24 protein-coding genes and 1 tRNA gene are annotated in these 25,007 nt (G+C 55.3%); 10 read left to right on the top strand and 15 right to left on the bottom strand.

The features are described 5' to 3' along the window. Nucleotides 1-16: 16 nt before the first annotated feature. Nucleotides 17-1,984, top strand: coding sequence for a methyl-accepting chemotaxis protein (locus ACQE3E_RS20885; protein WP_313730424.1), 1,968 nt, complete (start codon nt 17-19; stop codon nt 1,982-1,984). 450 nt (nt 1,985-2,434) lie between these two features. Here the strand turns inward: ACQE3E_RS20885 and ACQE3E_RS20880 are convergent, their stop codons facing one another. Then, a complete protein-coding gene (locus ACQE3E_RS20880; protein ID WP_313728407.1) occupies nt 2,435-3,031 on the bottom strand; it encodes an IS630 family transposase in 597 nt (198 codons plus the stop codon). After that, entirely contained in the window at nt 2,950-3,432 is a 483-nt protein-coding gene (locus ACQE3E_RS20875) for a helix-turn-helix domain-containing protein (protein ID WP_313728406.1), read from the bottom strand. Before ACQE3E_RS20875 ends, ACQE3E_RS20880 begins: the two co-directional genes overlap by 82 nt. A 370-nt stretch (nt 3,433-3,802) precedes the next feature. Here ACQE3E_RS20875 and ACQE3E_RS20870 point away from each other — a divergent pair, with 370 nt between their 5' ends. Further along, nucleotides 3,803-4,801, top strand: coding sequence for an IS5 family transposase (locus ACQE3E_RS20870; protein WP_427501020.1), 999 nt, complete (start codon nt 3,803-3,805; stop codon nt 4,799-4,801). 120 nt (nt 4,802-4,921) lie between these two features. On the opposite strand, the gene ACQE3E_RS20865 is transcribed toward ACQE3E_RS20870, so the two are convergent. The 3 genes from ACQE3E_RS20865 to ACQE3E_RS20855 form a co-directional block, all read right to left on the bottom strand. Beyond that, nucleotides 4,922-5,338 (bottom strand): GlcG/HbpS family heme-binding protein, encoded by a 417-nt coding sequence (locus tag ACQE3E_RS20865; protein WP_313730426.1) that lies wholly within the window; start codon nt 5,336-5,338, stop codon nt 4,922-4,924. A gap of 51 nt (nt 5,339-5,389) precedes the next feature. Further along, a complete protein-coding gene (locus ACQE3E_RS20860) occupies nt 5,390-5,878 on the bottom strand; it encodes a cupin domain-containing protein (protein ID WP_313730427.1) in 489 nt (162 codons plus the stop codon). 150 nt (nt 5,879-6,028) lie between these two features. Beyond that, nucleotides 6,029-6,445, bottom strand: a complete 417-nt coding sequence (locus tag ACQE3E_RS20855) for a 4-oxalocrotonate tautomerase (RefSeq protein WP_313730428.1) — start codon at nt 6,443-6,445, stop codon at nt 6,029-6,031. 162 nt (nt 6,446-6,607) lie between these two features. On the opposite strand from ACQE3E_RS20855, the gene ACQE3E_RS20850 reads away from it, so the two are divergent. Next, nucleotides 6,608-7,189, top strand: a complete 582-nt coding sequence (locus ACQE3E_RS20850; protein ID WP_313730429.1) for a TetR/AcrR family transcriptional regulator — start codon at nt 6,608-6,610, stop codon at nt 7,187-7,189. A 166-nt stretch (nt 7,190-7,355) separates the two neighbouring features. Here ACQE3E_RS20850 and ACQE3E_RS20845 read toward each other — a convergent pair whose 3' ends face one another. The 6 genes from ACQE3E_RS20845 to orn form a co-directional block, all read right to left on the bottom strand. Continuing rightward, the gene (locus tag ACQE3E_RS20845; RefSeq protein WP_427501660.1) at nt 7,356-7,577 is read right to left on the bottom strand and encodes a GNAT family N-acetyltransferase; all 222 of its coding nucleotides are present in this window, start codon (nt 7,575-7,577) and stop codon (nt 7,356-7,358) included. A gap of 204 nt (nt 7,578-7,781) precedes the next feature. Next, on the bottom strand, nt 7,782-8,054 hold the full coding sequence (gene yccX, locus ACQE3E_RS20840; protein WP_064030954.1) for an acylphosphatase: 273 nt from the start codon (nt 8,052-8,054) through the stop codon (nt 7,782-7,784). Beyond that, nucleotides 8,051-10,246 carry a bifunctional 23S rRNA (guanine(2069)-N(7))-methyltransferase RlmK/23S rRNA (guanine(2445)-N(2))-methyltransferase RlmL gene (gene rlmKL, locus ACQE3E_RS20835; RefSeq protein ID WP_427501019.1) on the bottom strand — a complete coding sequence of 732 codons (2,196 nt, stop codon included), beginning with the start codon at nt 10,244-10,246 and terminating at the stop codon, nt 8,051-8,053. Before rlmKL ends, yccX begins: the two co-directional genes overlap by 4 nt. Before the next feature lie 148 nt (nt 10,247-10,394). After that, the gene (locus tag ACQE3E_RS20830; RefSeq protein WP_064030956.1) at nt 10,395-10,784 is read right to left on the bottom strand and encodes a group I truncated hemoglobin; all 390 of its coding nucleotides are present in this window, start codon (nt 10,782-10,784) and stop codon (nt 10,395-10,397) included. 191 nt (nt 10,785-10,975) lie between these two features. Further along, complete coding sequence (gene serS, locus ACQE3E_RS20825; RefSeq protein WP_313730431.1) at nt 10,976-12,247, bottom strand: serine--tRNA ligase; 1,272 nt, start codon at nt 12,245-12,247, stop codon at nt 10,976-10,978. A 125-nt stretch (nt 12,248-12,372) separates the two neighbouring features. After that, nucleotides 12,373-12,918 carry an oligoribonuclease gene (orn, locus tag ACQE3E_RS20820; protein ID WP_313730432.1) on the bottom strand — a complete coding sequence of 182 codons (546 nt, stop codon included), beginning with the start codon at nt 12,916-12,918 and terminating at the stop codon, nt 12,373-12,375. A gap of 93 nt (nt 12,919-13,011) precedes the next feature. Between orn and ACQE3E_RS20815 the strand changes: the two genes are divergently transcribed. Next, nucleotides 13,012-14,262, top strand: a complete 1,251-nt coding sequence (locus ACQE3E_RS20815) for a M48 family metallopeptidase (RefSeq protein ID WP_281021561.1) — start codon at nt 13,012-13,014, stop codon at nt 14,260-14,262. Then, a complete protein-coding gene (rsgA, locus tag ACQE3E_RS20810) occupies nt 14,262-15,161 on the top strand; it encodes a ribosome small subunit-dependent GTPase A (RefSeq protein WP_313730433.1) in 900 nt (299 codons plus the stop codon). The genes ACQE3E_RS20815 and rsgA overlap by 1 nt, the downstream gene beginning before the upstream one ends. A gap of 331 nt (nt 15,162-15,492) precedes the next feature. On the opposite strand, the gene ACQE3E_RS20805 is transcribed toward rsgA, so the two are convergent. The 3 genes from ACQE3E_RS20805 to metG form a co-directional block, all read right to left on the bottom strand. Next, nucleotides 15,493-15,569, bottom strand: a tRNA-Arg gene (locus ACQE3E_RS20805). A gap of 184 nt (nt 15,570-15,753) precedes the next feature. Beyond that, nucleotides 15,754-16,356, bottom strand: coding sequence for an RnfABCDGE type electron transport complex subunit B (locus ACQE3E_RS20800; protein WP_426992180.1), 603 nt, complete (start codon nt 16,354-16,356; stop codon nt 15,754-15,756). After that, the gene (gene metG, locus ACQE3E_RS20795; RefSeq protein WP_426992181.1) at nt 16,322-18,382 is read right to left on the bottom strand and encodes a methionine--tRNA ligase; all 2,061 of its coding nucleotides are present in this window, start codon (nt 18,380-18,382) and stop codon (nt 16,322-16,324) included. The genes ACQE3E_RS20800 and metG overlap by 35 nt, the downstream gene beginning before the upstream one ends. A 225-nt stretch (nt 18,383-18,607) precedes the next feature. Between metG and ACQE3E_RS20790 the strand changes: the two genes are divergently transcribed. From ACQE3E_RS20790 to ACQE3E_RS20775, 4 genes are all read left to right on the top strand, one after another. Then, a complete protein-coding gene (locus ACQE3E_RS20790; RefSeq protein ID WP_064030948.1) occupies nt 18,608-19,006 on the top strand; it encodes a hypothetical protein in 399 nt (132 codons plus the stop codon). A 257-nt stretch (nt 19,007-19,263) separates the two neighbouring features. After that, nucleotides 19,264-19,527 carry a hypothetical protein gene (locus tag ACQE3E_RS20785; RefSeq protein ID WP_064030947.1) on the top strand — a complete coding sequence of 88 codons (264 nt, stop codon included), beginning with the start codon at nt 19,264-19,266 and terminating at the stop codon, nt 19,525-19,527. A gap of 263 nt (nt 19,528-19,790) precedes the next feature. After that, nucleotides 19,791-20,129 (top strand): hypothetical protein, encoded by a 339-nt coding sequence (locus ACQE3E_RS20780; RefSeq protein ID WP_064030946.1) that lies wholly within the window; start codon nt 19,791-19,793, stop codon nt 20,127-20,129. Beyond that, on the top strand, nt 20,126-22,396 hold the full coding sequence (locus ACQE3E_RS20775) for an EAL domain-containing protein (RefSeq protein ID WP_427501018.1): 2,271 nt from the start codon (nt 20,126-20,128) through the stop codon (nt 22,394-22,396). The genes ACQE3E_RS20780 and ACQE3E_RS20775 overlap by 4 nt, the downstream gene beginning before the upstream one ends. A gap of 7 nt (nt 22,397-22,403) precedes the next feature. On the opposite strand, the gene ACQE3E_RS20770 is transcribed toward ACQE3E_RS20775, so the two are convergent. Then, on the bottom strand, nt 22,404-23,693 hold the full coding sequence (locus ACQE3E_RS20770; RefSeq protein WP_427501017.1) for a L,D-transpeptidase family protein: 1,290 nt from the start codon (nt 23,691-23,693) through the stop codon (nt 22,404-22,406). A 224-nt stretch (nt 23,694-23,917) separates the two neighbouring features. Between ACQE3E_RS20770 and apbC the strand changes: the two genes are divergently transcribed. Continuing rightward, nucleotides 23,918-25,006 carry an iron-sulfur cluster carrier protein ApbC gene (gene apbC / locus ACQE3E_RS20765; RefSeq protein WP_313730437.1) on the top strand — a complete coding sequence of 363 codons (1,089 nt, stop codon included), beginning with the start codon at nt 23,918-23,920 and terminating at the stop codon, nt 25,004-25,006. Nucleotide 25,007 lies beyond the last annotated feature (1 nt).

The following is a 25,007-nucleotide window of genomic DNA, read 5'->3' as shown; positions in this document are numbered from 1 at the left end:
TTCCAAGCCAGACATCATGAAAATCAGCCGTATCTCCAAAATTGTCAGTCTCTTGTTGGTCCTCACCCTGACCGGCTTCACGGTTGCGGTGGTTCGCTCCTTGCAACACCTTAACCACGCTTTCAAGGCCGTCGAATTCGTCGGTCAACAGCAGAACCAGTTTTACACCCGGATCAGTCAGCCGGTTTTCAATTACCTGGCCAGCGGCGATGCCACCTTGTTAACCGACATCGATACCAATGTCGGTCGGGCTGTGCGCGACATCGAAGCGAATCGCGAGGTGGACGAACGGCTGAAAGCGCCGTTCCTGGATTTGTTGCGGACCGTTCAACAATCCATCGTCGTCGAGTTGACCTCGGCCGGGAAATTGGCCGATCCGCAAATCCTGCTGATTAACAACGAACAGCAAATGTCCGGGCATTTGCAAGGCTTAATCGACTACGCGTCTCGCGCGCCGGTGGATGCCAAGACCAAACAACCCTACTGGGAATTGATAGGCCAAACCCAAGCGGCAGTGTTGAATTTGTCTCGAGCGAGACAAAGCTTTTTCGCGGCCCGCGAAGCGGTTTCGGCCGAGAACATTCAGCGTTATCAGCGCCAACTGCTGGCGCTAGCCGATCGTTATAAACAGTTGCCGTTGCTGGGCGTGATGCGTGACTCCGCCAACGCGGAGCCGGACTTCGGTCTGGGGTTGACCGAGCGAGTGGCCGAGGCGCGCGACCTCGCCGAGGAACCCATCAGCGAGATCGGCGCGCTGATTCGGCGTTACGACATCGATCTGGGTAGCGCCGAACAGTTCGCGCGCCAAAAAGCCGCCAGCCGGACGCAAGCCGCCGTGCAACTGCAAACGCTGCAACAACGGTTCGCCGATCTGCAAACCGAAATCGCCGGCGAATATCAGTATTACGAACATATCCTGTACACGATCGTCGCGATCTGCACCGCGATCTTGATCGCTATCTGTATGCTGATGATTTATATCAAACGCCATCTTGCCGATGTCATCGCCCATATCAGCAACCATGTAGATCTGCTGGCGCGCGGCGATTTGCGCGGCTCGGTTTCGTTGCGCAGCCGAATCGCCGAAATCAATTTGGTCAAGGAATCTCTACACAAATTGCATGATTATTTCGAGTCGCTAATACGCCACATCAATCAGGAATCCTCGGCCTTGAACCAATACGGACGAGACATATTGCTGGTCGCGGCAAGCCTGGAATCGATTACCGCCGACCAACGCCAGGCCACCGAAGCCGGCGCCCAACAAATGACCGAGTTACACAGTTCTTTCGTGAATGTCGCCAACAGCGCGGCCGACAGCCAACATGCGACCACTTCGGCGCACGGCCTGATCGACAGTGGTGTGGCCTATATGCGACATACTCAGGTCCAAGTCGCCGAACTGGCCAAGGCCACCGACGAAACCGCCGCGTCGTTGGAACATCTGCGCCGCGACGCCGCCGGCATCGAAACCGTGCTCGGCGTGATTCAGGGCTTCAACGACCAGATTAATTTGCTGGCTTTGAATGCCGCGATCGAAGCCGCCAGGGCCGGACAATACGGGCGAGGCTTCGCGGTGGTCGCCGACGAGGTTCGTAAACTGGCGTCGAACACAGCGGACTCCGCCGAGCAGATTCGCGGCTTGATCGAGAGGCTTAATCGGGCCACCGAAACCACGGTCAAACTAATGAATCAACAACAAGCGGCGGCGAAAACCACGGCCGAGGCGGTCGATCATGTCCATCAGGTATTCGCCGGGATCAAGTCGTCGATAGGCGAGGTATTGAGCCAAAGCCGGGTGATCGCGGCGACCTCGTTGCAACAATCGCAAGTCGCCGAACGAATCGCCAACAATTTCTCGCATACCGCCGAACTGGCCAAACAAACCACGCAAGAAGCCCAGACCAACAAACTCAGCGCTTCGGCGATTTCCGATGTCAATCAAAACCTACAAAACCTGATCGCGCAATTCAAGGTGGCGTGAGGGAGCATCAAGAGGCCGGCTATTGGATATTCCGACCCAAATCAGCCAGCCATTCCAATTGAAATCGGCCATCTGTTCCAATACAAGGTCGACCACCGATTCCGGTCGAAAAACCGCCATCAATTTCGATATGATTGCGCCAGTAGGGAATGAGGTTTTTCTGGAAGTCGCCAATTGCCGAAATCGACCCAAGGCGGAAGTTCGTGTATTTATCTTGAATGTCGGTTAAAAATTTAAATCAGCCATTCAAATAATAAAAGTTGTAGGGTGGATAAGCGAAGCGCCATCCACCATAGGAACGCAAATAGGTGGGTGGCGCTTCGCTTATCCACCCTACGGCTCTAACGACCCTTTGCGGTCTATCACTTAATTGGATTCAATGGCAGAAATATGATCAATTTAGGCCTTTGCTGTATATCACCGAAGATATACGGAAAGTAAAATAAGCTCTTAGCAAAAAGTTAGCGTGTATTGTGAGCCAAACCCTCGGCCAATTTCGTCAATAGCCTGCTCAAGCTCATCCGGCATAAATGTTTTGAATGGCAGCCATTCATATTTCATTTTATGCCACAGCAATTCAATCCGATTCAACTCAGGGCTATAGGGCGGCAGGAAATAAAATCGAATACCTTTCTCTTCGAGCAAATCCCAATACGGCTTCAGTTTTTTGGCCGTATGAATGGACGCATTATCTAAAATCACCACCAATGGCTTGCTGACGCGTTGGACCAATGCCATCAGAAAGCCAAAAAACCACAGACCATTGACGCTTTGCCACAGCTTAGTCAGCATTAATCGACCCGATGAAAGCAAAGCGCCAATGACGTTCATCCGCTGCGCGCGTTTAGCGGTAATGGCATGAACTTCTCCGCTTTTGGTCCAAGCCGAACGATTCGGTGGTTGTGGTGCAAATCCGGCCTCATCCACATAGGCCAATTCGATTTCGCCGGCTTGCGCTTGCTGAATCAGTGCGGCAATGTCGTGTTGGGCCCGCTCGAAGCGCTCGGGATCACGCTTTTTTTTAAACTGTAACGGGTGCGCTTCCATACATAGCCCATCCGTTTTAACTCGTTCCGCAAGGTGCTGGCGCTAATCGTCACGTCGCATTCCGTCGTTAGACGACTGACCAATGCCCGGCAGTTTAAAGGTTCCGCATCGATCCATTCTTTGAGCCGGCATCGATGCGCGTCAGTCAATTTACTTGGTGCACCACTGCGGGGTTGATCCGGTAAACTGTTCAGCCCATTTCTCCACCACTTCCGCCGCCGCTCCCGTATAGCTTCCGGTTTCACGCCTTGCTGTTCTGCAATCGCAATGACTGTCTGGCCATTGGCTAACATCAAAATGGTCTGTGCCCGCTCCCGTTCTCGCCAATCGCTCCCTTTTTTGATAATTTGCTGGAGCTGCTCTCGTTCGCTTTCGTTCAATTCTATTGCTCTTGCCCGCATTCTGTCGCTACCACCACACCTGAAATCCCGCTATTTTAATGCATGGTGATTTGTTGTTAAGCGCTTAATATTCGGACCAATAAATAATCTTGTAGACGAGATTGTTTCGACATATACAAGCCATCTAATTCATTGTTGCAATGAGCTACTTCACAGAACTTCGAAAAGCAGAGGTAGTCGCGATGGGATGGCTCACCGGGTGTGCCGCGACTTTTTCATTGTTTTTAAGTTATGTAGCGCCGGCACTAAGCACGCTAGTTCACATCCTATCTCCTTTTTTCATGTTCTGTGCGTTAGGCAACCTCTGATTAATTCCCAAAAACAGCAAGCGGTATAATATTTCAACGAAATCGCGGTAGAGACGACACCCATGGACCAGCCCCAACAACTCAGTTTTGCCGATGCCGAATACGCTAACAAAGGCAAAGTCACCCGGCGCGAGAAGTTTCTCGACCAGCTCGAGGGCTTATTGCCGTGGTCGCTGATGGTGGCGGTGATCGAGCCGCATTATGCGTCTGGTAAAGGACGCGGGCGCAAGCCGTTTCCCTTGAATGCCATGCTACACGTGCATGTCGCACAGATTGTCTACAACTATTCCGATCCTGGAATGGAAGATGCGCTCTACGAGATTGAATCGCTGCGACGTTTTTGCGGTGTCCGCCTGGAAGGCGTGCCAGATGAAAGTACGATTTTGCAGTTCCGGCACCTGTTGGAAGCACACGGGCTCACCGAGCAGATCTTTCAGGCGATCAACCAAACCTTGGGAGAGCGAGGGCTGTTTCTAAAAGCCGGCACCCTCGTCGATGCCAGCCTGATTGCCGCACCGACCTCGACCAAAAACCAAGACAAAGCGCGCGATCCCGAGATGCATGCCAGCAAGAAAGGCAATCAATGGTTTTTCGGCAGCAAATTCCACATCGGCGTCGATAGCGAAACCGGCTTAGTGCATAGCCTCAAAGTCACCTCGGGCAACGTCAGCGACATAGTAGAAGCCGCCTCTTTGCTACACGGCGAAGAACAGTTCGTCCACGGCGATGCCGGTTATCAAGGTTTGGATAAACGCCCCGAGATGTCCAGCGACAACCCGCCAGACTGCGTGATCGCGATGCGTCCAGGCAAGCTGACCAAGCTCGCGAAAGACGAGAGCGAACAGGCCCAGCGCCTTCGCCAAGCCGCGCGGGAACTGGCCAGTCGCCGCGCCAAGGTCGAACACGTCTTTCGGGACATTAAAATTCGGTTTGGTTATGCCAAGAACCGCTATCGCGGCTTGGCTAAAAACGCCGCCCGTCTGACCTTTTTGACCGCGATTGCCAATGTACTGCGCGGCGATGCGTATGAGCGGCGCAGCCTGATTGCGTCTGGAATTTGAAAATAGGCCCGGAAAAGGGCTTGTTTTCGACAAATAACGACTGTTTTGATGGAAAAAACGGGCGATTATTGAATTTTTTGAGCTGCTTTCGAAATGACTGTTACTCAAAACGGCAGTTTTTCAGAGGTTCCCTTGCACTTTTATCGCTAATGCGCCGGGCAATAGCGTGACATTGGGGATAGTGAGTACGGCATTATAAAATGCCAGGTTTTTGCTCATTAGCTCGGCCACTTGACCGCTGGTTTCTAAATGATAGTTGGGGCCAAACGTCACGATAGTGTAGGCTTTTCGATAGGCTGTCTCGAAGGTATGCGGCGTACTCTTGTCGCTTTTTAGCTGAACTTTGGGCTGACCGAACATATCGACAAAAGCCACCGAAACGTTATATCCCAAAGCTTCGCAGGAGCGTACCGTTTCGCTGGCAGCTTCGACCGCTAAAGTAAGCGGAAGCGTATAACTATTTCCCGCAGCATGCGCATTGGCTTGCAATAACAAAAGTATCGAAATGACCTGCAAACCTTTTCGTTGTTTATTCATAGCGTATTTCCGGTGACGTGATGTCCCAAATGCCCAATAAGCGCTTTGGCATTAAGGAACCATCAAAAATGGTTGGCCTTTTTGGGTGGTATAAGTGATTAAATATTTCAGCGGATTAATCCTGTCGGCATTGCGAAAAATCAGGTGTTGAGCGTTGGCCTTGTCTTGGTAGCTATCCCCTGCTCTGAAGGTTAGTATTGGCTCGTCAACGTACTGCGATTCCGCTATCCCCTCAAGAATGTAATTGAAACCGACTGAGGGATGATGGTGAACTGGCAAGCCCACTCCTGGAGGATAGGTGGTCATGACCAAACGAAATTCGTTGCCTTCATTATCTTCATGACTTTGCAGGATAGTTCGAACGATACCGTCGCTGGAGACTGTCGTATTGCCCTGCGATGTGATTTGTGCGAACAACGGCGTCGCGGTGAATGCGCCTACCGCACCGACCATCCCAGCCAGCAACAGCCGTCGTTTGATATCGCATTCGATGTTAGGTGTCATGACTTCGACAGCTTTCGAGATATAACCGTTTGACATATCTCTTCCTTTTATCAATGTGCGTTTACTAGACGCTAACGTGATGTTGTCGCAGCTTTGCGGGCGGCTTTTGGGCATGGGCCGCCTGCCGAGTGAATAAACACAGCTACTCGCGGGCGATGAGAAATCGACCCGCGAAGGGATCTAAATTTAACCTGTGGAAAGTGCCTCGCCTAACTGTTTATTGGTCAACGCCTGACCAGCGATTCCCCAGGCGCCATCAACAGCATGGACGACATTAGCCCAGATTTGGTGTTTAGGCAGGCTGCCGCCCGATAGTTCATGAATAATGTTGGTGGCTTCTTCGATATGTCCCTGCTGAATTTCTGGTGTGTTAAACGCAAATGACGGCACCTTCCATTCGATAAATACGACATCGGTTTCTTGCAATCCTGAATAGGTTTGATGTTTGGGCAGCAGATGGATAGCGCCAACGACATTGGGCGTCATCACCTTATTGCCGGATAGCCCGTGCCATTTCAACATTGAATCGCAAATTCTGCGAAAAGCGAGCTTTTCGGTTCCCGCGGGTAAGACACCTTCTGTTAGCGTAAGAGTAAGCGGCATGTCGGTTTCCTGTTGTTTGGGGTTACGCGTAGCGGAAGCTACGCGACGAACATTAAATAACGATCGCTATACAATATTATATAACGATCGTTATCTTGTCAAAGATGCCGATGCTGGCCATTTGATACAATGTCAATCCCAAATAGCATTAGATATACCCGCGTGAGATATACAGCAGACCAAAAACAACAAACCTGCCAGCGCATTATTGAGGCGGCCGGGCGTTGCTTTCGAAAAGGCGGCTACAGTGGCATCGGCGTCGATGGCTTGGCAAAGGAAGCCGGCCTGACGTCAGGGGCGTTCTACGGACACTTCAGCTCCAAAGCCGAGGCGTTTAAAGCGGCGATCATTGCCGGAATGGAGGACTTGAAATCCGGGATCGGCACTTTTCAGCAGAAATATGGCGAAAACTGGTGGGAAGAATTTGCAACGTTTTACATGGGTCCAAAACGCACCTGCGATCTGGGCGACAGTTGCATACTTCAAAGTGTAACTCCGGAAGTCTGTCGTTCCGAAGAAGCGATACGAGCTGCATTTGAGTCGGAGTTGCTAAAGATAGTCAAACTTGCGGCAGAGGGTACATCCAAAACAACCGATCAGGCGGCTATTGATAATGCGTGGGCTAACTTTGCAATGCTGATTGGCGGCGTAACGTTAGCGCGCGCGGTTACCGACGAAAAAATCGCCAATGAAATTGCAACGGCCGTTCAGCAAGCGGTGATCACCCGACAAAAGGGTACTTAAATTCATTGGAGTTCGTCCGGTCGTCCGAATTCCATCCACGCTTACCCAACCCAACCGCCGTCACAAAACGAAACCAAAGTACGCCGAGAACGATGCAGCTTGAAGCCCACCTCGCGAAGCGATACGGCACTCAGTTTACAGACACATAGATTATGGCGCAGCGGGGTTAGGCAACAAATCCGCCATTTAGGTGTTCAACAAAATGCATACCCTTCGCCGACAAGCCTTGTCGGTAATAGCGTCGTTGTGCTAGCGGCATGTATAAGCGGGTATCCAGAACCAGATTATTGCAGTTTGCAAATTGGGCTGCCTGTTTGACATATTCAATGAGACGTTTGCCTATACCCTGATTCCGGATTTTGCCGTTTACCCTTGACGACCAGATCATCCACATACAGATATCGAGCATAGCGCAGATTCTCGCTGAATCGTTAGCCGACCAAGCCTTGCCAACCGAATTCGTAAAACCCTGAGAGATGATAGCCCGCCTGAAATTGGCGCAGGATTTGTGCGACAAATCGCGCCTGATCCGACAAATGTAGCCTGAGTGCTGTCATCAACGTTAGACGTTCGAGGTTGATTCAGCTCAATATCAACGAATCTCGAATGCTTGCCAATGTTCGTCGGGCTGATGGGCATTGACGACAAGCTCGGCAACCTTGGCCAATAGCGGCCCTTTGTGACACCAGGCCACCAACTTTTGCAAATCGTCCGGGTGTCCGGAAGCGACGATTTCGACGCTGCCGTCTGGCAGATTTCGGACGAAACCGGACAGATTCAGTTTGACCGCTTGCTTTTGGGTGTAGGCGCGAAAATACACGCCCTGTACCCGCCCCTTGACGATGATGTGCAGGCAATCCTTCATCGCGTGATTCTCCAGCAATAATGAATTTTTTGGTCGCGGGCGAAGTCCTCGGGAATCGTCGCCGCGGTAATGTCTTCGATGTTCAGGTCGGCCAAGGCCTCTAGGTCGAGTTTAAAGCGGCGGAAGTTGGTCGAAAAATACAACACTCCGCCCTGCGCCAGCAACGCGGACGCGTTTTTCAACAAAACCACATGGTCGCTTTGAATGTCGAAGGCGTCGTCCATTTTCTTGGAATTGGAAAAAGTCGGCGGATCGAGAAAGATCAAGTCGAATTGCGGCTTGCTTTTTAACGCCGCCTGCTCGGCCAGCCATTTTGGGCAATCGGCGCGCACCAGCTTGTGGTCGCCGCGGATGCCGTTGAGTTCGAAATTACGCTTGGCCCAGTCCAGATAGGTATTGGACATATCGACCGTGACCGACGAGGCCGCGCCGCCGACCGCCGCATGCACAGTGGCCGTGCCGGTGTAAGCAAACAAATTCAAAAACCGTTTTCCGTTGGCCTCCCGCTGAATCCGCAAGCGCATCGGCCGGTGATCCAGAAACAGACCGGTATCCAGATAATCTTCGAAGTTAACCCAGAGCTTGCAACCGCCTTCCTCGACCACGTGAAAATGGCCTTGTTCGCCGAGCTTTTCGTATTGGTCGCTGGCTTTTTGCTTGCGGCGGATTTTCAGAAACACCTGGTTGGCCGGAATTTCCAGCACTTTCGGAATCTCCGCCATTGCCCCGGCCAGGCGTTGATTGGCCTTGGCCGGATCGATGGTTTTCGGCGATTCGTATTCCTGCACATTGACCCAAAGCTTTTCGCCGTGGTAAAGGTCCACCGCGACCGCGTATTCCGGCAGGTCGGCGTCGTACAGCCGGTAGCAATGCACCTGGTTTTGCTTGGCCCACTTGGCTAGTTTCTTCAGATTCTTGCGCAAGCGGTTGCCGAACATCTCGGCTTGCGGGTCGACTTGTTCGACTTGGGCGCGGCGCCAGATCGATTCGGCCCGCTCCTGTTGCGACTTGGCCTTGGGCTCGAAGAAGGCTTTTTCCTCGATGTTAAAACGCAGCAATTTGCATTCGAGCGCGCCGTTGAACAAGGTGATCGGCTTTTGCGAACGAATGCCCAGCCTAAAACCCAATTCGGGGTCGCTAATGATCATCGCCGCCTGCCAGCCGGCGAAGCGCTGTTTCAGCACCTCGCCGAAGCGACGGTACAGCGCGGCGGTTTCTGCTTCGTCGCCCAACCGTTCGCCGTAGGGCGGGTTGCAGGCGATCAAGCCCTTGGGCCAGCTTTCCGCCGCAGCCGCATCGCCGATGTCGCGTTTTTCGATATGAATCTTGCCGGACAGTCCGGCGTTTTCGACATGCTGAACCGCAGTGGCGACGGTACGCCGGTCCTGGTCGAAGCCGACGATGGTCGGCATTTTGTTTATTCCGGCTTCGCGGCGTTGGCGGGCCTCGTCGAGCAAGCTTTGCCACAAACCGGCATCGTGTTTTTTCCAGCCCAGAAAACCAAAGTAATCGCGCTGCAATCCCGGCGCGATGTCGGCGGCGATCAGAGCGCCTTCCAACAACATCGTCCCCGAACCGCACATCGGATCGAGCAAACTGCCGCCTTGCTCGGCGATCTTGGGCCAGCCGGCGCGCAACAAAATCGCCGCCGCCAGGTTTTCCTTGATCGGCGCGGCGATGCTGACGTCGCGGAAGCCGCGTTTGTGCAAACTCTCGCCGGACAGGTCCAGGCTGAGTTGCGCCAAGTCGTTGTGTAGATAAACATTGACGCGAAGCGACGGCCGTTCGGTATCGACGCTGGGGCGCTTGTTGAACTTGGCCCGCATCTGGTCGACGATGGCATCCTTGACCTTTTGCGCGCCAAAGTGGGTGTTGTTGATCGCCGGACTGTTCTTGGCGTTGAACGATACCGCCAGACTGGCGTCGGGCTGGATATGCTCGAACCAATTAATGCGCTTGACGCCGTCGTACAGGTCCTGCTGGGATTTGACCTCGAAACCGCTCAGCGGCAGAAACACCCGGTTGGCCACTCGCGACCACAAGCACACCCGGTAAGCCAGCGCCAGATCGCCGTCGAAGGCCACGCCGGCCAGTTTTTCCTTGACGTTTTGGCCACCGAGGGCGCGGATTTCGTTGGCGAGGATGCCTTCCAGCGCCTTAGGCGCGGTGGCGTAAAGAGAATGTAGCGACATGACGACGACCGAATACGGAATGGTCGGCTAGGATACTAAAACCGGACGGGGGCGGCGGAAAATTTGTCAGGCTCGAGCTAGCGCCGAGGATGAACCATCCCCAGGATTGCCGCCACGCGCCGAGCCGCGCGCATGGCGGCACGGATCATCAACGGCCGAGGACTTCGCCGCGAACGCTTTCGACCAAGGCGGCCGCTTCGCCGATTAACTCGGCCGGCACGTTCAGTTCCTGCATCGTCGCGCCCAGGTGTTCCATCACGGCGTCGAAGTGGCTGTCACTCAAACCCTTTTGAACCAATCTGGCATGGCCGTCGCGCAAGGAGCGACCGGTATACTGGTTGGGACCGCCGAAAGCGACGGTCATGAAGGCTTTCAAGTGCTCGACTTGTTTAGCCATATCGGTTTTTTCGAAGAAGCGGTTAATTCGATAATCATCCAACACCTTACCGTAAAACACATCGACCGCCGCGTTGACGGCGGCTTCGCCGCCCAGACGTTCGTACAGCGACGGCTCTTGTACTTGATTGTTCTCGCTCATGTTAACCCCAGTCAATTATTAAAATTATGGTCGGAGCCGAGCGAACCGAAGAGCCCGCCGCAACTCCGGCGGCGATGATACTCCAGGTTAGTTTTGGTTCAAAACTATTTTGCCAATCCCAGTAGGGGCATAAAAAAGCCGGGGTAGCGCTTGGATCGCTACCCCGGCTTGCGGTGTCCGGCCCTAATTGCTTAGCGAATTTCCGCGAGCCCGCCCATATAAGGCCGCAAGGCTTCCGGTACCGTGATCGAGCCGTCGGCGTTTTGATAGTTTTCGATGACCGCGATCAAGGTGCGGCCGGCCGCCAGTCCCGAGCCGTTCAAGGTATGCACCAACTCAGGCTTGCCGGTGTCCGGATTGCGCCAGCGCGCCTGCATGCGCCGGGCCTGGAAATCCTTGAAGTTGCTACAGGACGAAATTTCCCGGTATTTTTGTTGCCCCGGCAACCAGACCTCCAGATCGTAGGTCTTGGCCGACGAAAAGCCGGTATCGCCGGCGCACAGCAGCATTTTGCGGTAAGGCAGATTCAGCAGTTGCAAAATCTTCTCGGCGTGGCCGGTCAGTTCCTCGTGCGCCTGGGCGGACGTTTCGGCGGACACGATTTGCACCAGCTCGACCTTCTCGAACTGGTGCTGGCGAATCATGCCGCGCACGTCGCTGCCGTAAGCGCCAGCCTCGCTGCGGAAGCAGGGCGAATGACAGACAAACTTCAGCGGCATCTGCTTGGCTTCGACAATGGCGTCGCGGACGATGTTGGTGACCGGCACTTCGGCGGTCGGAATCAGGTAGAAGGTCGGCTCATTTTGCACCGTGAACAAATCGGCCTCGAACTTCGGCAACTGGCCGGTGCCGCGCAGGCTGTCGGCGTTGGCCAAGAACGGCACATAGGTTTCCTGGTAGCCGTGCTCGTTGATGTGGGTATTCAACATCAGTTGAATGATGGCCCGTTGCAATGTCGCCAGTTTGCCGGCCAGCACGACGAAACGGGCACTGGCGATCTTGGCGCCCCATTCGAAGTTCATGCCCAACGGCTCGCCCAGATCGACGTGGTCCTTGGGTTGAAAATCGAACTGGCGCGGCTCGCCCCAACGGCTGACTTCCAGGTTATCGGCATCGCTTTTGCCGTCCGGCACCGCCGCGTCGAGGATGTTCGGTATGCCGGCCATCAATGCGTTTAACTGGTTTTGCACGTCGTTCAATTCGGCTTCGGCGGCCTTGAGCTGGTCGCCCAAATCGGCCACTTGATCCAGCAAGGGCTGGATGTCGTCGCCCTTGGCCTTGGCTAGACCGATGGCCTTCGAGCGGGTGTTGCGTTCGTTTTGTAAATCCTGAGTCTTGACCTGAATGTCCTTGCGGCGGTCTTCCAGGGCTTGATAGGCGGCGGCATCGAATTGAAAGCCGCGGCGTTGCAATTGCTGGCAAACCGTCTCCAGTTCGCTTCTAAATAAACGGGGGTCTAGCATGGCTGTGTGGTACCTGAAATTAAAGGGCGTGGGGCGAGCCAGGCATCTGGCAAGCCGATCTATTGATTCCGTATCGCTGGGCCAAACTCCGTCGTTAATGCAGCGAGCCAACCCAAGTGGACGGATTAATATTTAAAAAAGTGCTCGCGATAATGCCGCAATTCCTCAATGGACTCGAGAATGTCGTCCAGCGCCTTATGCGAGGCTTGCTTGTTGTAACCGTCCTTGACCTTGGGCGCCCAACGCGCCGCCAGTTCTTTAACGGTGGATACGTCCAGGTTGCGGTAATGAAAAAAGGCTTCCAGCTTGGGCATGTAACGGTACAAAAAACGCCGATCCTGGCAAATGCTGTTTCCGCACATCGGCGACGACCGTTCCGGCAACCATTGCCGCAAAAACTCCAACGTTTCGGCTTCGGCGGCGGTGGCATCGATGCGGGAATCCTTGACCCGTTGAATGAGCCCGGATTGGCCGTGATGCTGTTGATTCCAGTCGTCCATCGCCGCCAACGCCGCGTCGGATTGATGGACGGCTATCACCGGGCCTTCGGCCAGGATGTTTAAATTTGGATCGGTAACGACGGTTGCGATTTCGATGATCAAATCGTTATCCGGATCCAACCCTGTCATTTCCAGGTCTATCCAGATAAGATTGTTTGCATCCTGAGCCATTGGCTATTCCCTAGATTATTTATAAAGTTGCGGCAAATTGTAGCATTAGCTAATCTGTACCGCTAATCGTTAACCCCCAACCTCACGGCCTTGATGAACACCTTTACCGTCCTATTTCTCGTCGCCCTCGTCCTGTCTTACGGCGTCCAATTCTGGCTGGCAATGCGCCAGAAAGCCCATGTGCTGCAACATCGCGACCAAGTGCCGGCGGCCTTCCGCGACCGGGTATCGCTGGCCGCCCATCAAAAAGCCGCCGACTATACGGTGGAAAAGAGCAAACTGGGCGACTTGGACAGCGTGGTCGGCATTGTATTTCTGCTGGCGCTGACTTTGGGTGGCGGCATCAGCCTGGTATTCGACTTCTGGGCGACTTTCGATTTGTCGCCGCTGAAAGCCAGCTTGGCGGCGATGGCCAGCGTCTTTTTGTTAATGACCGTCGTCGAAATTCCGTTCAGCCTCTATCAAACCTTCGTCATCGAAGAAAAATTCGGCTTCAACAAAAACACCCTGCCGCAATTCGTCAAGGATCAATTGTTGTCGGTCGCGCTGACGCTCGGCATCGGTCTGCCGATTTTAGCGTTGATTCTATGGGTAATGGACAGTATCGGCGACCTGTGGTGGCTGTATGCCTGGGCCATCATGATGGGTTTTTCGCTGTTGATGAGCTGGCTGTTCCCAACCCTGATCGCACCCTTGTTCAACAAGTTCGAACCGATGCAGGACGGCTCGTTGAAGCAACGCATTCAAACCTTGCTGGAACGTTGCGGCTTCAACAGCAACGGCATTTTCATCATGGACGGCTCGCGCCGTTCCGGCCACGGCAATGCCTATTTCACCGGCCTGGGCAACAACAAACGCATCGTGTTTTTCGACACGCTGGTCAAGTCCCTCGACGAATCGGAACTGGAAGCCGTATTGGCCCACGAACTCGGCCATTTCAAATGCAAACACACGATCAAGATGCTGATCGCCTCGTCGCTGATGACCTTGATCAGCTTCGCGATTCTAGGCTGGTTGATTACCCAAGACTGGTTTTTCGACGGACTCGGCGTGGGCACTCACTCCAATGCGGCGGCCTTACTGTTGTTTATGCTGGTGTCGCCGGTATTCACCACGTTTATGCAACCGATCAGCGCGTTCTTTCAACGCAAATTCGAGTTCGAAGCCGACGATTTCGCGACCCGCAACGCCGAGGCCGGCAAACTGATCAGCGGCCTGGTCAAGCTATACGAAGAAAACGCCAGCACGCTGACGCCCGACCCGCTGTATTCGGCCTTCCACTATAGCCATCCGCCCGCCGCGATCCGCATCGCCCATATCGAAGAAAAGATACAAACCGCTTGATGAGTGCTCAGCGGGAAGGCCTGGTCGTCGCCCATCTCGGCAAAGGCATCGCTGTCGAGTTGGACGACGCCACGCCGCCCGTCCTGTGCCAAACCCTGCGCAAACTGGATACCGTCGTCGTCGGCGACCGCGTCAAACTAACGCTGTCGTCGCCGGAGCAAGGCCGCATCGAAGCGATCCTGCCGCGACGTTCCACGCTGTTTCGTCCGGCGCGCGGCAACGAAAGCCGGCCGGTGGCCGCCAATCTGGACAGCGTGTACGTGGTGTTGGCGGTCGAGCCGGCCTGCGATTTTCTGTTGCTGGATCAGTATCTGGCGGTCTGCGAGAACAGTAATATCGACGCCGACCTGATCCTGAACAAGATCGACCTGCCGTTGCCGGCCGATATCGACGCCGAGTTGCACTATTACCCAACGCTGGGCTACCGGCTACACCCGGTCAGCGCCAACCGCCAAATCGGCATCGCCGAACTGGCTCATACGCTGCAAAACCGCGCCAGTCTGTTTGCAGGTCAATCCGGGGTCGGCAAGTCGTCGTTGACCAACGCGCTGCTGCCGGACAAGACGCTACGCACCAATACCATTTCGGCGATCAGCAAACACGGCCGCCACACGACCACCGCCGCCACGCTCTACCACTTGCCCGGCGGCGGCGATTTGATCGACAGCCCCGGCGTCGCGATCTTCGGTCTGGCCGGTTTGACCGAGGCGCAACTGGCCTGGGGCTATCGAGAATTTCAACCCTACATCGGCCAATGCCGCTTCAACGATTGCAAGCACGTCACCGACAAGGACTGCGCGGTCCGCGCCGCCGCGGAAGCCGGCGAAATCCCGCTGGCGCGCTACCGGCGTTTCTTGAAACTGCGGGAAAAAATGCCGCCGCCGTCGCGTGGCGGATAGATCTTTACTATGAAAGTCACCGGACGCGGTTACCCAATTCGGTGTCGGAGCGCTGTCAATCGCGGCTAAAGCCGCTCCCACACCATTGGCTTTCATTTGCAGGGGCAACGCAGCCGTTGCATGAGCGTTAGGCCCAAGGGCGGATTTCTCCCCATTGCCCGCCAAGACTGTTCAAAAATGAGGTTTCTAAACCCTAAAGATTAAGGATGTTTGGTCATTGAGGGCAAATGTCAAATTTGGGTGACGACAAATAACATCAATTTTAGCTGGCCACTGAATGGCCGCCTATGCCAAACCAGGGGAAAATGGCAGTTTGGGGAAGATGTCAAAATGGCGCGCCCGAGAGGATTCGAACCTCTGGCCTCAGCCTCCGGAGGGCTGCGCTCTATCCAGCTGAGCTACGGGCGCAATGGGATTTGCGGTCTTACGATACAGTCTGTTCGGTCAAACGGTTTTGACCGTTTCCCTAGAACCCTAAATCCGGCTGACTGTTTCCTCCGGAGGGCTGGGCTCTATCCATCTGAGCTACGGGCGTGTATTGCAGAGCTGCTTATTATAAAAGCAATTGCGGCTAAAGTCATGGCCGATCGCGTTAATCTTGGTTTTTCGCGGATTTGGCTTTTGACAATAGTTGCTTCTGGCGTTGCAAGCGCTCGGCCTTTTCGGCTTCCAGTTTGGTCAGGCGTTGTTGTTTGGCGAGATGGCGCAGCCTGGCGCGGTCGGCGTCGGTCTCGGTCCAAGTGAGGTTGAGTGAGGGAACCATGGCAATGCAGGCGACCGGACACGGCGCGACGCACAATTCGCAGCCGGTACACAGATCGGCAATGACGGTATGCATGTGCTTGGAGGCGCCTAGAATGGCGTCGGTCGGACAAGGCGGCAGGCATTTGGTGCAGCCGATGCACGCGTCTTCGTCGATGATCGCAAGTAGGCGCGGCCGTTCAATGCCGTAGCCGGGATTCAGCGGCTTGGCCGCGATGCCCAGCAACTCGGCCAATTTGGCGATACCGGCATCGCCGCCGGGCGGACAGCGGTCGATGTCGGCTTCGCCGCGAGCGATCGCTTCGGCGTAAGGCCGACAGCCGTTAAAACCGCATTTTCGGCACTGAGTCTGCGGCAGCAGGGCGTCGATACTGTCGGCCAGCATGCTCGGTTCCGTTTTATTTGACGCGCATGCCGGGTTGGGCGCCGGCATCCGGCGACAGTACGAAAATGTCCTTGCCGCCTGGGCCGGCCGCCAGCATCATGCCTTCCGAGGTACCGAAGCGCATTTTGCGGGGTTTCAGATTGGCGACGACGACGGTCAGCTTGCCTTCCAAATCGTCCGGCGCGTAGGCCGACTTCACGCCGGCAAAGATGTTGCGGGTGTGGTCGCCGAGATCGACGGTCAACTGCAGCAGTTTTTCGGCGCCTTCCACCGCTTCGGCCTTGACGATACGGGCGATGCGCAAGTCGATTTTGGCGAAGTCCTCGATTTCGATGGCTTCGGCGATCGGCTCCAGCTTTTGGCTTTCGGCGGGTTTGGCGGCTTCGCCGACGGTCTTGGCGGGCTTGGCCTTGACCGACGGAGTCTTCTCCAGGTTGTCCTTGGAGGCTTCGACGATCGCGGCGATTTTGTCGGCCTCGACTCGAGTCATTAATGGCGTGAACGCGTTGATGGCGTGGTCGGTCAGCGGCTGGGCGTCGGCCGGCCAGCCTTGCGGCGGGATGTTCAAGAAGGCTTCGGCGTTGGCGGCCAGCGTCGGTATTACCGGGCGCAGATAAACCACCAACAAGCGGAACAAGTTCAGGCCCATGCTGCAAACGTCGTGCAACTCGGTGTCGCGGCCTTCTTCCTTGGCGATCAGCCAGGGCTTTTTCTCGTCGATGTATTGGTTGGCCTTGTCGGCCAGGGCCATGATTTCGCGCATCGCCTTGCCGAATTCGCGGCTTTCGTAAAGGTCGGCAATGGCTTGATGGGCGGCGACGAATTGGCCGAACAATTCCGGTTCGGCGCAGGCGGCGGATAGCCGGTTTTCAAAGCGTTTGGCGATAAATCCGGCGCAGCGGCTGGCGATGTTGACCACTTTGCCGACCAGGTCGGCATTGACCCGGAGCGTGAAATCGTCGAAGTTCAAGTCGATGTCGTCGACGCCGGCGCTGAGTTTGGCGGCGAAGTAATAGCGCAAGTATTCCGGGTTCAGATGGTCCAGATAGGTACGGGCCTTGATGAAGGTGCCGCGCGATTTGGACATTTTCTCACCGTTGACCGTTAAAAAGCCGTGGGCGAAGATCGCGCTCGGCGTGCGGAAGCCGGCGCCGTGCAGCATGGCCGGCCAGAATAGCGCATGGAAATAAATGATGTCCTTGCCGATGAAGTGGTACAACTCGGCGTCGCTGTCCGGGCTCCAAAAGTCATCGTAAATTAAACCGGTACGCTCGCATAAGCGCCGGCAACTGGCCATGTAACCGATCGGCGCATCCAGCCAGACGTAAAAATATTTGCCGGGCGCGTCCGGGATTTCGAAACCGAAATACGGTGCGTCGCGGGAAATGTCCCATTGTTGCAAGCCGTTTTGCAGCCATTCGGCCATTTTGTTGCTGACTTCCGCTTGCAAGTGGCCGGCGGTGGTCCAGTCTTTCAGCATTTCGGCGAAGTGGCCGAGTTCGAAGAAATAGTGCTCCGAGTCTTTTTCGATCGGTTGTTCGCCGGACACGACCGACACCGCGTTTTTCAATTCGGTTGGCGAGTAGGTGGCGCCGCAAGCTTCGCAGTTGTCGCCGTATTGGTCGGGCGCGCCGCATTTGGGGCATTCTCCCTTGATGAAGCGGTCCGGCAGAAACATGTTTTTGACCGGGTCGTAAGCTTGAGTGATGCTGCGGCTGCTGATATGGCCGCCCTCGCGTAGCCTGAGGTAAATCAGTTCGGCGCAGGCCTTGTTTTCGGGCGAATGGGTGCTGTGGTACTGGTCGAACGCCACGCCGAAGGCGTCGAAGTCGGCGCGGTGTTCTTGCTCGACGCCGGCGATCAGTTGTTCCGGCGTAATGCCTTCCTTGTCGGCGCGCAGCATGATCGGTGTGCCGTGGGTGTCGTCGGCGCAGACGTAGTAGCATTCGTGGCCGCGTTGTTTTTGAAAACGCACCCAAATGTCGGTCTGAAGGTATTCGACCAGATGGCCGAGGTGGATCGGGCCGTTGGCGTAGGGCAAGGCGCTGGTGACAAGGATTTTTCGTTTCGACATGGCGGTAAAACGGCCGGAAAAAGGAGCCGGCGATTATGGCATAAATCGCCTGGGCTTTCATTGCAAGGCGCGACAAGCCGGCGGCGGGCAAGGGTTCTTGGGCAACGTCGGGCAGTAGGGTACAATCGCCGCCAAGCTCGACGCTTCGGCGACGCCGGGGTGCCGATCGGGATTTTTCCGCGTGGGGCTTGCCCGATTTCAAATCACAATAAAAGAGGCTACATCATGAAAAAAACCTTGTTCTTGGCCATCGCGCTAATGTCCGGTTCCGTAATGGCGGCGACCGATCACTATCTGTTGCGCGACGGTAACCACGTTCAGCATTTGAAGATTAATACGGTCGGCAACGATACCAATGTCACCGTGGATGTGGATTTCGAACCGAATCCCGACGAGGCCGGCAAGCACGCATGTTCTGCTCTAATTTCTGGCGAAGCTAAAGTCATTGCCGAAAACGAGTTGGTTTTGAAAAAGCATATCGAGGGCGAGGCGCGTTCGTGCTCGGTAAAAGTGCATTTGACCCCAAACGGCGCCAAGCTGGAGCAATCCGAAGAATGTACTTATTTTGCGGCCGGGATTTGTAAATTCGCTAGCGACGGCAAGGAGTTGTTGAAAATCAAATAAGCCAGTCCGCTTCGCGGCGCGATCGGCAAAGTCCGTGCGCCGCTACTCGCGGGCTAATCTTAAGACAGTCGGCTAGGGTCTTTGCTATGCTGACTGATCCGATGCTTTAATTGAATTATGTTATTTGCCGCTATATTCGGACAGATTGTCGCGCGTCAATCCGCCACATTTTTAACGCTAGACTTTTTTGTTAGATTACCGGTGTCCCGCCAATACGGGATTCCAAATTTCCGGTAACAGATAGCGAAGGAGTCTTTATGAAAAACGCCAACAAATTTATAGCTGCCGCCGCGATTGCGGTACTCGGGGGAGCCGCGATCCTGAATGTAACCAATGCTAGTTCCGAGGTTAACGAAGACAAGGCGGCTACCGAGGGTAAATCCGTTGCTTGGTATGTGGCCAATATCAAGGAAGCTAAGGCGCAAAACCAAACCTGCCACGATAATCCTAACCTTCAAGCCAGCGCGGATTGCGTGAATTCGCTGCACGCTTTGCAAATCAGCTTCAAGGGCGGAAACTAATTTCTCTGCCGGCGTTTTCTCTGCCAGCCGGGCGGTAGCCTTACCGTCCGGTTTTTTGTGTTCCAACTCTCAATTTTCACTTTCGCCGATCTGGATTGGCGTTGCTGTCTTTCGTTCTTGCAAGCCGTCTGCCCGGCGGTTCGGCTTTCCGTTGTTCCGTAATGATTAACCCGCTCCGGTGAGTTCCGTCCTTGGGCCCAGTCCTGAGAGTGCTTAATTTCTGCTAAATTACCGGTCAAACTTAGGGAAATAAGGTTACCGGCATGTTCAAGCAAACTCAAAATCAGGTCAATATCTCCGCCGTGCTTGGCGAATACACCATTCCTCCACTGAAAGACATGTTGATTTTGGGGCGCGATTCGCCAATCGGCTGTATCGCGATGCGCCGCGCCATTGAATTATTGGTGAAAGCGCCGTTCGAGCATATCGAGTGCGACGACGAAATCATCAGCGATATCTTGGTCCGAAAAAGCCTGTTGAACCGGGCTTCGCGCGAGGCATTGATCGAGTTTGTGATAGGTCAGGTTAAGCCGCTGATGAGCATCGACGAGATTTTGCACGCCGATTTGGACGTCTCGGTGCGCTTGAGCGCCAAGGTATGAAGGAATTGACGGTAAAGGCCTGTCTTTGGCCCGATGTGGTTAGGGTCCGGGAAGAAGACCGGCCAAAGGGGCGGGCGAATGGCAGTACCGTGTACGCGGTATTTCGCGATGGCGAACTTAGTGCCGATTTTTGCGGCGTGGCTACCCACCATGACATTTCCCTGCACCCTGGCTGGATTTTTGCCGACTTGGTCGAGCATCGCAAGCTCGCGGCCGTGCCGGTCGGTGCCGGTATCCGTACCGCGTTGAAAACCATGCGGAAGCATGGCATGGAAGTGTTGGCCGTGATGAGCCGCGACGAATTTGTCGGCGTCGTGACCCGGGAAAGCATTTTGCAGGCCTTGCTGGAACGCGATCGGCAGTTGTTACTCGAAAGCGTGCGTTTGCGGGACATTGCCGAGGAAAACCATCGCCAGACCGTGATTTGGGTCGAGCGCTTGGCCGCCCTCAACGAGGCCGCCAGAAGCTTGTTGGGGGTGTTGGCCCGGACGTCGATAGAAACCGAATTGCTGCAAGCCGGGCTCGATGCCTTGCGTAAGCTGTTGGACGCCGATTTTGGGGCGATTGGTATCGTCGATGAGCACGGCGGGATGGCTGAATTCATTTATTCCGGAATCAGCGATGCTCAGGCCAAGCAAATCGGCGAGCTGCCGCAAGGCAAGGGTTTGTTGGGCGTCGTGATCGAAGAGGATATTTCGCTACGCCTGAGCGATATGCGCACCGATCCGCGTAGCATCGGATTTCCGCCGCATCATCCGCCGATGAAATCGCTGTTGGCGGTGCCGATTTCCCGGCACGGTCGGGTGTACGGGCGGATCTATTTGTGCGACAAAGTCGGCGGCGAGGCGTTTAGCGCCAACGACGAGGAGTTGGCGGCCAGTTTCGCGCATTCGTTATCGTTGGTGATCGACAACGCCAGGGAGATGGAAGAGGTCAAGCGGGCTCGCCAGCGCCTGGATTACATGGCGCATTTCGATGCGCTGACCGATCTACCCAATCGCACGCTGCTGACCGACCGCGCCTTGCAATTCATCGCGCGGGCGCAGCGCAAACGCGAGGTGGTGGCTTTTTTGTTTCTCGATCTGGACAATTTCAAGACTATCAACGATTCGTTCGGCCATACCGTTGGCGACGAATTGCTCAGAGAGGTGGCCAAGCGCATCGCCTCGTGCTTGCGTGAAGGCGACACGCCGGCACGCATGGGGGGCGACGAATTCATTATCATGTTGCCCGGCATCAAGGACAGCCTGGATGCCGCCAAGGTGGCGGTCAAGATTTTGGGGCTACTGAATGAACCCTTTGTCATTAACCAACACCAGATTTATTCGCGGGCCAGCATCGGCATCAGCGTGTTTCCGGAGAACTCGGGCAATCTGGACGAACTGCTGGCGCAGGCCGATTCCGCGCTGTACCACGCCAAAAAGCTCGGCAAGAACAACTATCAGTTTTTTACGTCGGAAATGAACAGTACCGCGCAGCGGTATCTGCAGCTTGAGCATCATTTGCGTTGCGCGCTCGGTCAGGGCGAGCTGTCGCTGTACTACCAGCCGCAAGTGCAAATCGATAGCCGGGCGGTAATCGGCATGGAGGCGCTGTTGCGCTGGCATAGTCCGACCTTGGGCATGGTGATGCCGGATCAGTTTATCGGTTTGGCCGAGGAAACCGGGTTGATCGTGCCGATAGGCGAATGGGTGTTGCGGACCGCTTGCGAACAGGCCCAGTGCTGGCGCGAGACAGGTACGCCGGTGCGCGTCGCCGTCAATCTATCCGGTCGGCAGTTCCAGGATTTTCAACATCAACGCGGCTTGTTGGACGTGGTTGCGACCGTGTTGGCCGAAACCGGCTTGCCGGCGGAATTATTGGAGTTGGAAATCACCGAAAGCATCATGATGCGCGATGTGGATACCACGCTAGCCACTCTGCAAGGCTTAAAGAGCCTGGGCGTGCGTATTTCGGTGGACGATTTCGGCACTGGTTATTCGTCGCTGAGCTATTTAAAGCGTTTTCCGCTCGACACGTTGAAAATCGACAAGGCCTTTGTAAAGGACGTTTCCACCGACGACAGCGACCGGGCGATCGTGGCCGCGATTACCGCGATGGCCGGCCAGTTGAAATTGGAGTTGGTCGCGGAGGGCATAGAGGACTTGGAGCAGTTGGTCTTCCTGTCCGGACAGCGTTGCAATTACGGCCAAGGCTATTACTTCAGCAAGCCGGTGCCGGTGGAGCAAGCCACCGCGTTGCTGAAGCCGGGGGCCTTGTCGGAATGACGGCGGCTTAGTTTGCCGACGGTGCTTGCGGCATCGCGTCGATATCGAAATTCTGTTTGATGCGTTTCGCCGCCGCTCTGGCTTCGGATTTGGTTTTGAAAGGCCCGGCCAAGACTCGGTAATTGCCGTTGCTGGCAATCTTGCGGGCCGGGATCGGCGGGCCTTGGTGATTGAGCATGGCCGCCAGCTTTTGCGCTTCGGTTTCGCTCTGGAACACATCGGCGATGATCGTCGACCAGGCGTCGGCGTCCAGTTCGCCGATTTCCGGTTGGCCGAACAGTCGTTCCGGATGTTCGATCTGCGGCGCGGCTGCGCTTAGTTCGGCAAGGTTCGGACTGTTGACAAGTACCGGTGTCGGCACGCCGTCGGCGCGCTTGAGGATGGCTTCCACCTTGGGCCAATCCAGTGTAGCTTGCCGTTCCGCGGCGAGCTGCTTCAATTTGCCGCGCAGGTCTTTTTCCAGTTGCTTGCGTTGCTTTTCCCATTTATCCAATGGTTGGTGGGCTTCCAGATACAGCGCGTCGCCCGCCCAGGCGGCTAAGAAGGGTTGGTGGACGATGCGTACCGGCGTGCCTATGTCGACTTGCTTGAACAGGTTTTCCACGTCCTCCGGGTAGAGCTGTACGCAGCCGTGGCTGACTTGCATGCCGATCCCGTAGGGCTTGTTGGTTCCGTGTATCAAATAGCCCTTAAAGCCCAGCGGCATTGCGTAATAGCCGAGAGGATTGTCCGGGCCGGAGCGGATGACTTTGGGGAGAGGGTCGCCCAGCGCCTGGTGTTCGCGTTGGATCGATTCCGGCACGGTCCAGGCCGGATTGGCTTTCTTGGCGACGATTGCAGTTTGACCCAGCGGCGTATTCCAGCCTTCTCGTCCGATGCCGACCGGATAGGTCAAGACCGATCGGGTGTTCGGAAAGTAAAACATGCGCATGTTGGCCAGGTTCAATACGATGCCTTGGCGCGGCGCGTCGGGGATTATGAATTGCAAGGGCAGCAATACCGTGCTGTCGTTCTGTAAGCTCCAGGGATCCAGGCCGGGATTGGCGAGGGTAATGTCGTTGTATCCCAGGCCGTAATGGCGAGCAATGTCCGAGAGCGTATCGTTTTCCCGGCTGGAGAGCGTGGCCAGGCCTCCGACGATGTTCAAGTCGGCGGAGAGGCTGAATTGGTGAGTCTCGACGACTTCGTTGGGTTTGACCGTCCAGGTAACTTTTTCCGATTGCGGTTCGGAAAAGAAGGCTAAGGTTTGGCAGCCGCTTAGCAACGACGCCAGTATAAGCGCGAATGGTATAAGCAACGGAGAGTGGGCCGGGGAACGGCGGATAGGCGGACGGGTTAAGGCGATCATGACGGTGACGGGACTGGGGCGTCGGATGGTTGTTTCCGCCCGGAGAGTAGCGCGTTTGGCGCGGCCTGGCAAGAAAGCCCGTGGATTTGGTTGTCCGGGTTTCTTGGCTTCCCGGAAGATGGTATCTTCCCCCACTATTTTGCTTGGTTATTGGCTTATTGTAGGAGTTGTGAATGGCTATTGAAAAAGCGGCTGTCGAAAATATATTGAAAAATTTCATTGACCCGAATGTCGAGACCGATTTGGTGTCGGCTAAGGCCGTCAAAAAGATTACGGTGGACGGCGACGCGGTCAGCGTCGTCGTCGAAGTGGGCTATCCGGCCAAGAGTTACGTTGGCGAGCTGCGCGCCGAGTTGGAGCAACGCTTGCGCGCGTTGCCGGGGCTTGGGAAGCTGGAGGTCGAAGTGTCCTTCAAGATTGTGTCGCACGCCGTGCAAAAGACCTTGAAGCCCTTGCCGAATGTGAAAAATATTATCGCGGTGGCGTCGGGCAAGGGGGGCGTCGGTAAATCGACGACTTCGGTGAATCTGGCGCTGGCGCTGGCAGCGGAGGGCGCTCAGGTCGGTATTTTGGATGCTGATATATACGGCCCCAGCATTCCTACCATGCTGGGTTTGTCCGGTCAGCCGGACAGTGAGGACGGCAAGATGTTGCAACCCAAGTTGTCTTTCGGCGTCCAGACCATGTCGATTGGTTATCTGGTCGATCCCGATCAACCGATGATTTGGCGCGGCCCGATGGTAACCGGTGCATTGCAACAATTGTTGGGTCAAACCCAATGGCATGACGTCGATTATTTGATCATCGATTTGCCGCCGGGTACCGGCGACATCCAGTTGACGCTGGCTCAGCAGATTCCGGTCAGCGGCGCGGTTATCGTCACCACTCCCCAGGATATTGCACTGATCGATGCCCAGCGCGGTTTGGGCATGTTTGAGAAGGTCAATGTGCCGATTCTGGGTTTGGTCGAAAACATGAGCCTGCATATTTGCAGCAACTGCGGTCACGAAGAGGCTATTTTCGGCCAAGGCGGCGGCGTGGCGATGGCCGCCAAAAACGGGGTGGATCTGTTGGGTGCGTTACCGTTGGATATTAAAATCCGGGAGTTTGCCGACAGTGGCCGACCGACGGTGGTTGCCGATCCGGACGGGCGGCCGGCGCAAATTTACAAGGCCATCGCCCGCAAAATGGCCGCGAAACTGGCGATGAGAGCCAAGGATTTCAGCGGCCGATTCCCGAATATCGTGATTCAGAATACTTGAT

The sequence above is a fragment of the Methylomonas sp. MED-D genome (assembly GCF_050276835.1).
GTDB lineage: Bacteria > Pseudomonadota > Gammaproteobacteria > Methylococcales > Methylomonadaceae > Methylomonas > Methylomonas koyamae_A.
This window is presented reverse-complemented; position numbering and strand designations above follow the sequence as displayed.

Excerpts from the sequence above, each read along its gene's own strand:
- ACQE3E_RS20885 (WP_313730424.1), top strand. The coding sequence starts at position 17 with ATGAAAATCAGCCGTATCTCCAAAATTGTCAGTCTCTTGTTGGTCCTC.
- ACQE3E_RS20880 (WP_313728407.1), bottom strand. The coding sequence starts at position 3,031 with ATGGAAGCGCACCCGTTACAGTTTAAAAAAAAGCGTGATCCCGAGCGC.
- ACQE3E_RS20875 (WP_313728406.1), bottom strand. The coding sequence starts at position 3,432 with ATGCGGGCAAGAGCAATAGAATTGAACGAAAGCGAACGAGAGCAGCTC.
- ACQE3E_RS20870 (WP_427501020.1), top strand. The coding sequence starts at position 3,803 with ATGGACCAGCCCCAACAACTCAGTTTTGCCGATGCCGAATACGCTAAC.
- ACQE3E_RS20865 (WP_313730426.1), bottom strand. The coding sequence starts at position 5,338 with ATGAATAAACAACGAAAAGGTTTGCAGGTCATTTCGATACTTTTGTTA.
- ACQE3E_RS20860 (WP_313730427.1), bottom strand. The coding sequence starts at position 5,878 with ATGTCAAACGGTTATATCTCGAAAGCTGTCGAAGTCATGACACCTAAC.
- ACQE3E_RS20855 (WP_313730428.1), bottom strand. The coding sequence starts at position 6,445 with ATGCCGCTTACTCTTACGCTAACAGAAGGTGTCTTACCCGCGGGAACC.
- ACQE3E_RS20845 (WP_427501660.1), bottom strand. The coding sequence starts at position 7,577 with ATGATCTGGTCGTCAAGGGTAAACGGCAAAATCCGGAATCAGGGTATA.
- yccX (WP_064030954.1), bottom strand. The coding sequence starts at position 8,054 with ATGAAGGATTGCCTGCACATCATCGTCAAGGGGCGGGTACAGGGCGTG.
- rlmKL (WP_427501019.1), bottom strand. The coding sequence starts at position 10,246 with ATGTCGCTACATTCTCTTTACGCCACCGCGCCTAAGGCGCTGGAAGGC.
- ACQE3E_RS20830 (WP_064030956.1), bottom strand. The coding sequence starts at position 10,784 with ATGAGCGAGAACAATCAAGTACAAGAGCCGTCGCTGTACGAACGTCTG.
- serS (WP_313730431.1), bottom strand. The coding sequence starts at position 12,247 with ATGCTAGACCCCCGTTTATTTAGAAGCGAACTGGAGACGGTTTGCCAG.
- orn (WP_313730432.1), bottom strand. The coding sequence starts at position 12,918 with ATGGCTCAGGATGCAAACAATCTTATCTGGATAGACCTGGAAATGACA.
- ACQE3E_RS20815 (WP_281021561.1), top strand. The coding sequence starts at position 13,012 with ATGAACACCTTTACCGTCCTATTTCTCGTCGCCCTCGTCCTGTCTTAC.
- rsgA (WP_313730433.1), top strand. The coding sequence starts at position 14,262 with ATGAGTGCTCAGCGGGAAGGCCTGGTCGTCGCCCATCTCGGCAAAGGC.
- ACQE3E_RS20800 (WP_426992180.1), bottom strand. The coding sequence starts at position 16,356 with ATGCCGGCGCCCAACCCGGCATGCGCGTCAAATAAAACGGAACCGAGC.
- metG (WP_426992181.1), bottom strand. The coding sequence starts at position 18,382 with ATGTCGAAACGAAAAATCCTTGTCACCAGCGCCTTGCCCTACGCCAAC.
- ACQE3E_RS20790 (WP_064030948.1), top strand. The coding sequence starts at position 18,608 with ATGAAAAAAACCTTGTTCTTGGCCATCGCGCTAATGTCCGGTTCCGTA.
- ACQE3E_RS20785 (WP_064030947.1), top strand. The coding sequence starts at position 19,264 with ATGAAAAACGCCAACAAATTTATAGCTGCCGCCGCGATTGCGGTACTC.
- ACQE3E_RS20780 (WP_064030946.1), top strand. The coding sequence starts at position 19,791 with ATGTTCAAGCAAACTCAAAATCAGGTCAATATCTCCGCCGTGCTTGGC.
- ACQE3E_RS20775 (WP_427501018.1), top strand. The coding sequence starts at position 20,126 with ATGAAGGAATTGACGGTAAAGGCCTGTCTTTGGCCCGATGTGGTTAGG.
- apbC (WP_313730437.1), top strand. The coding sequence starts at position 23,918 with ATGGCTATTGAAAAAGCGGCTGTCGAAAATATATTGAAAAATTTCATT.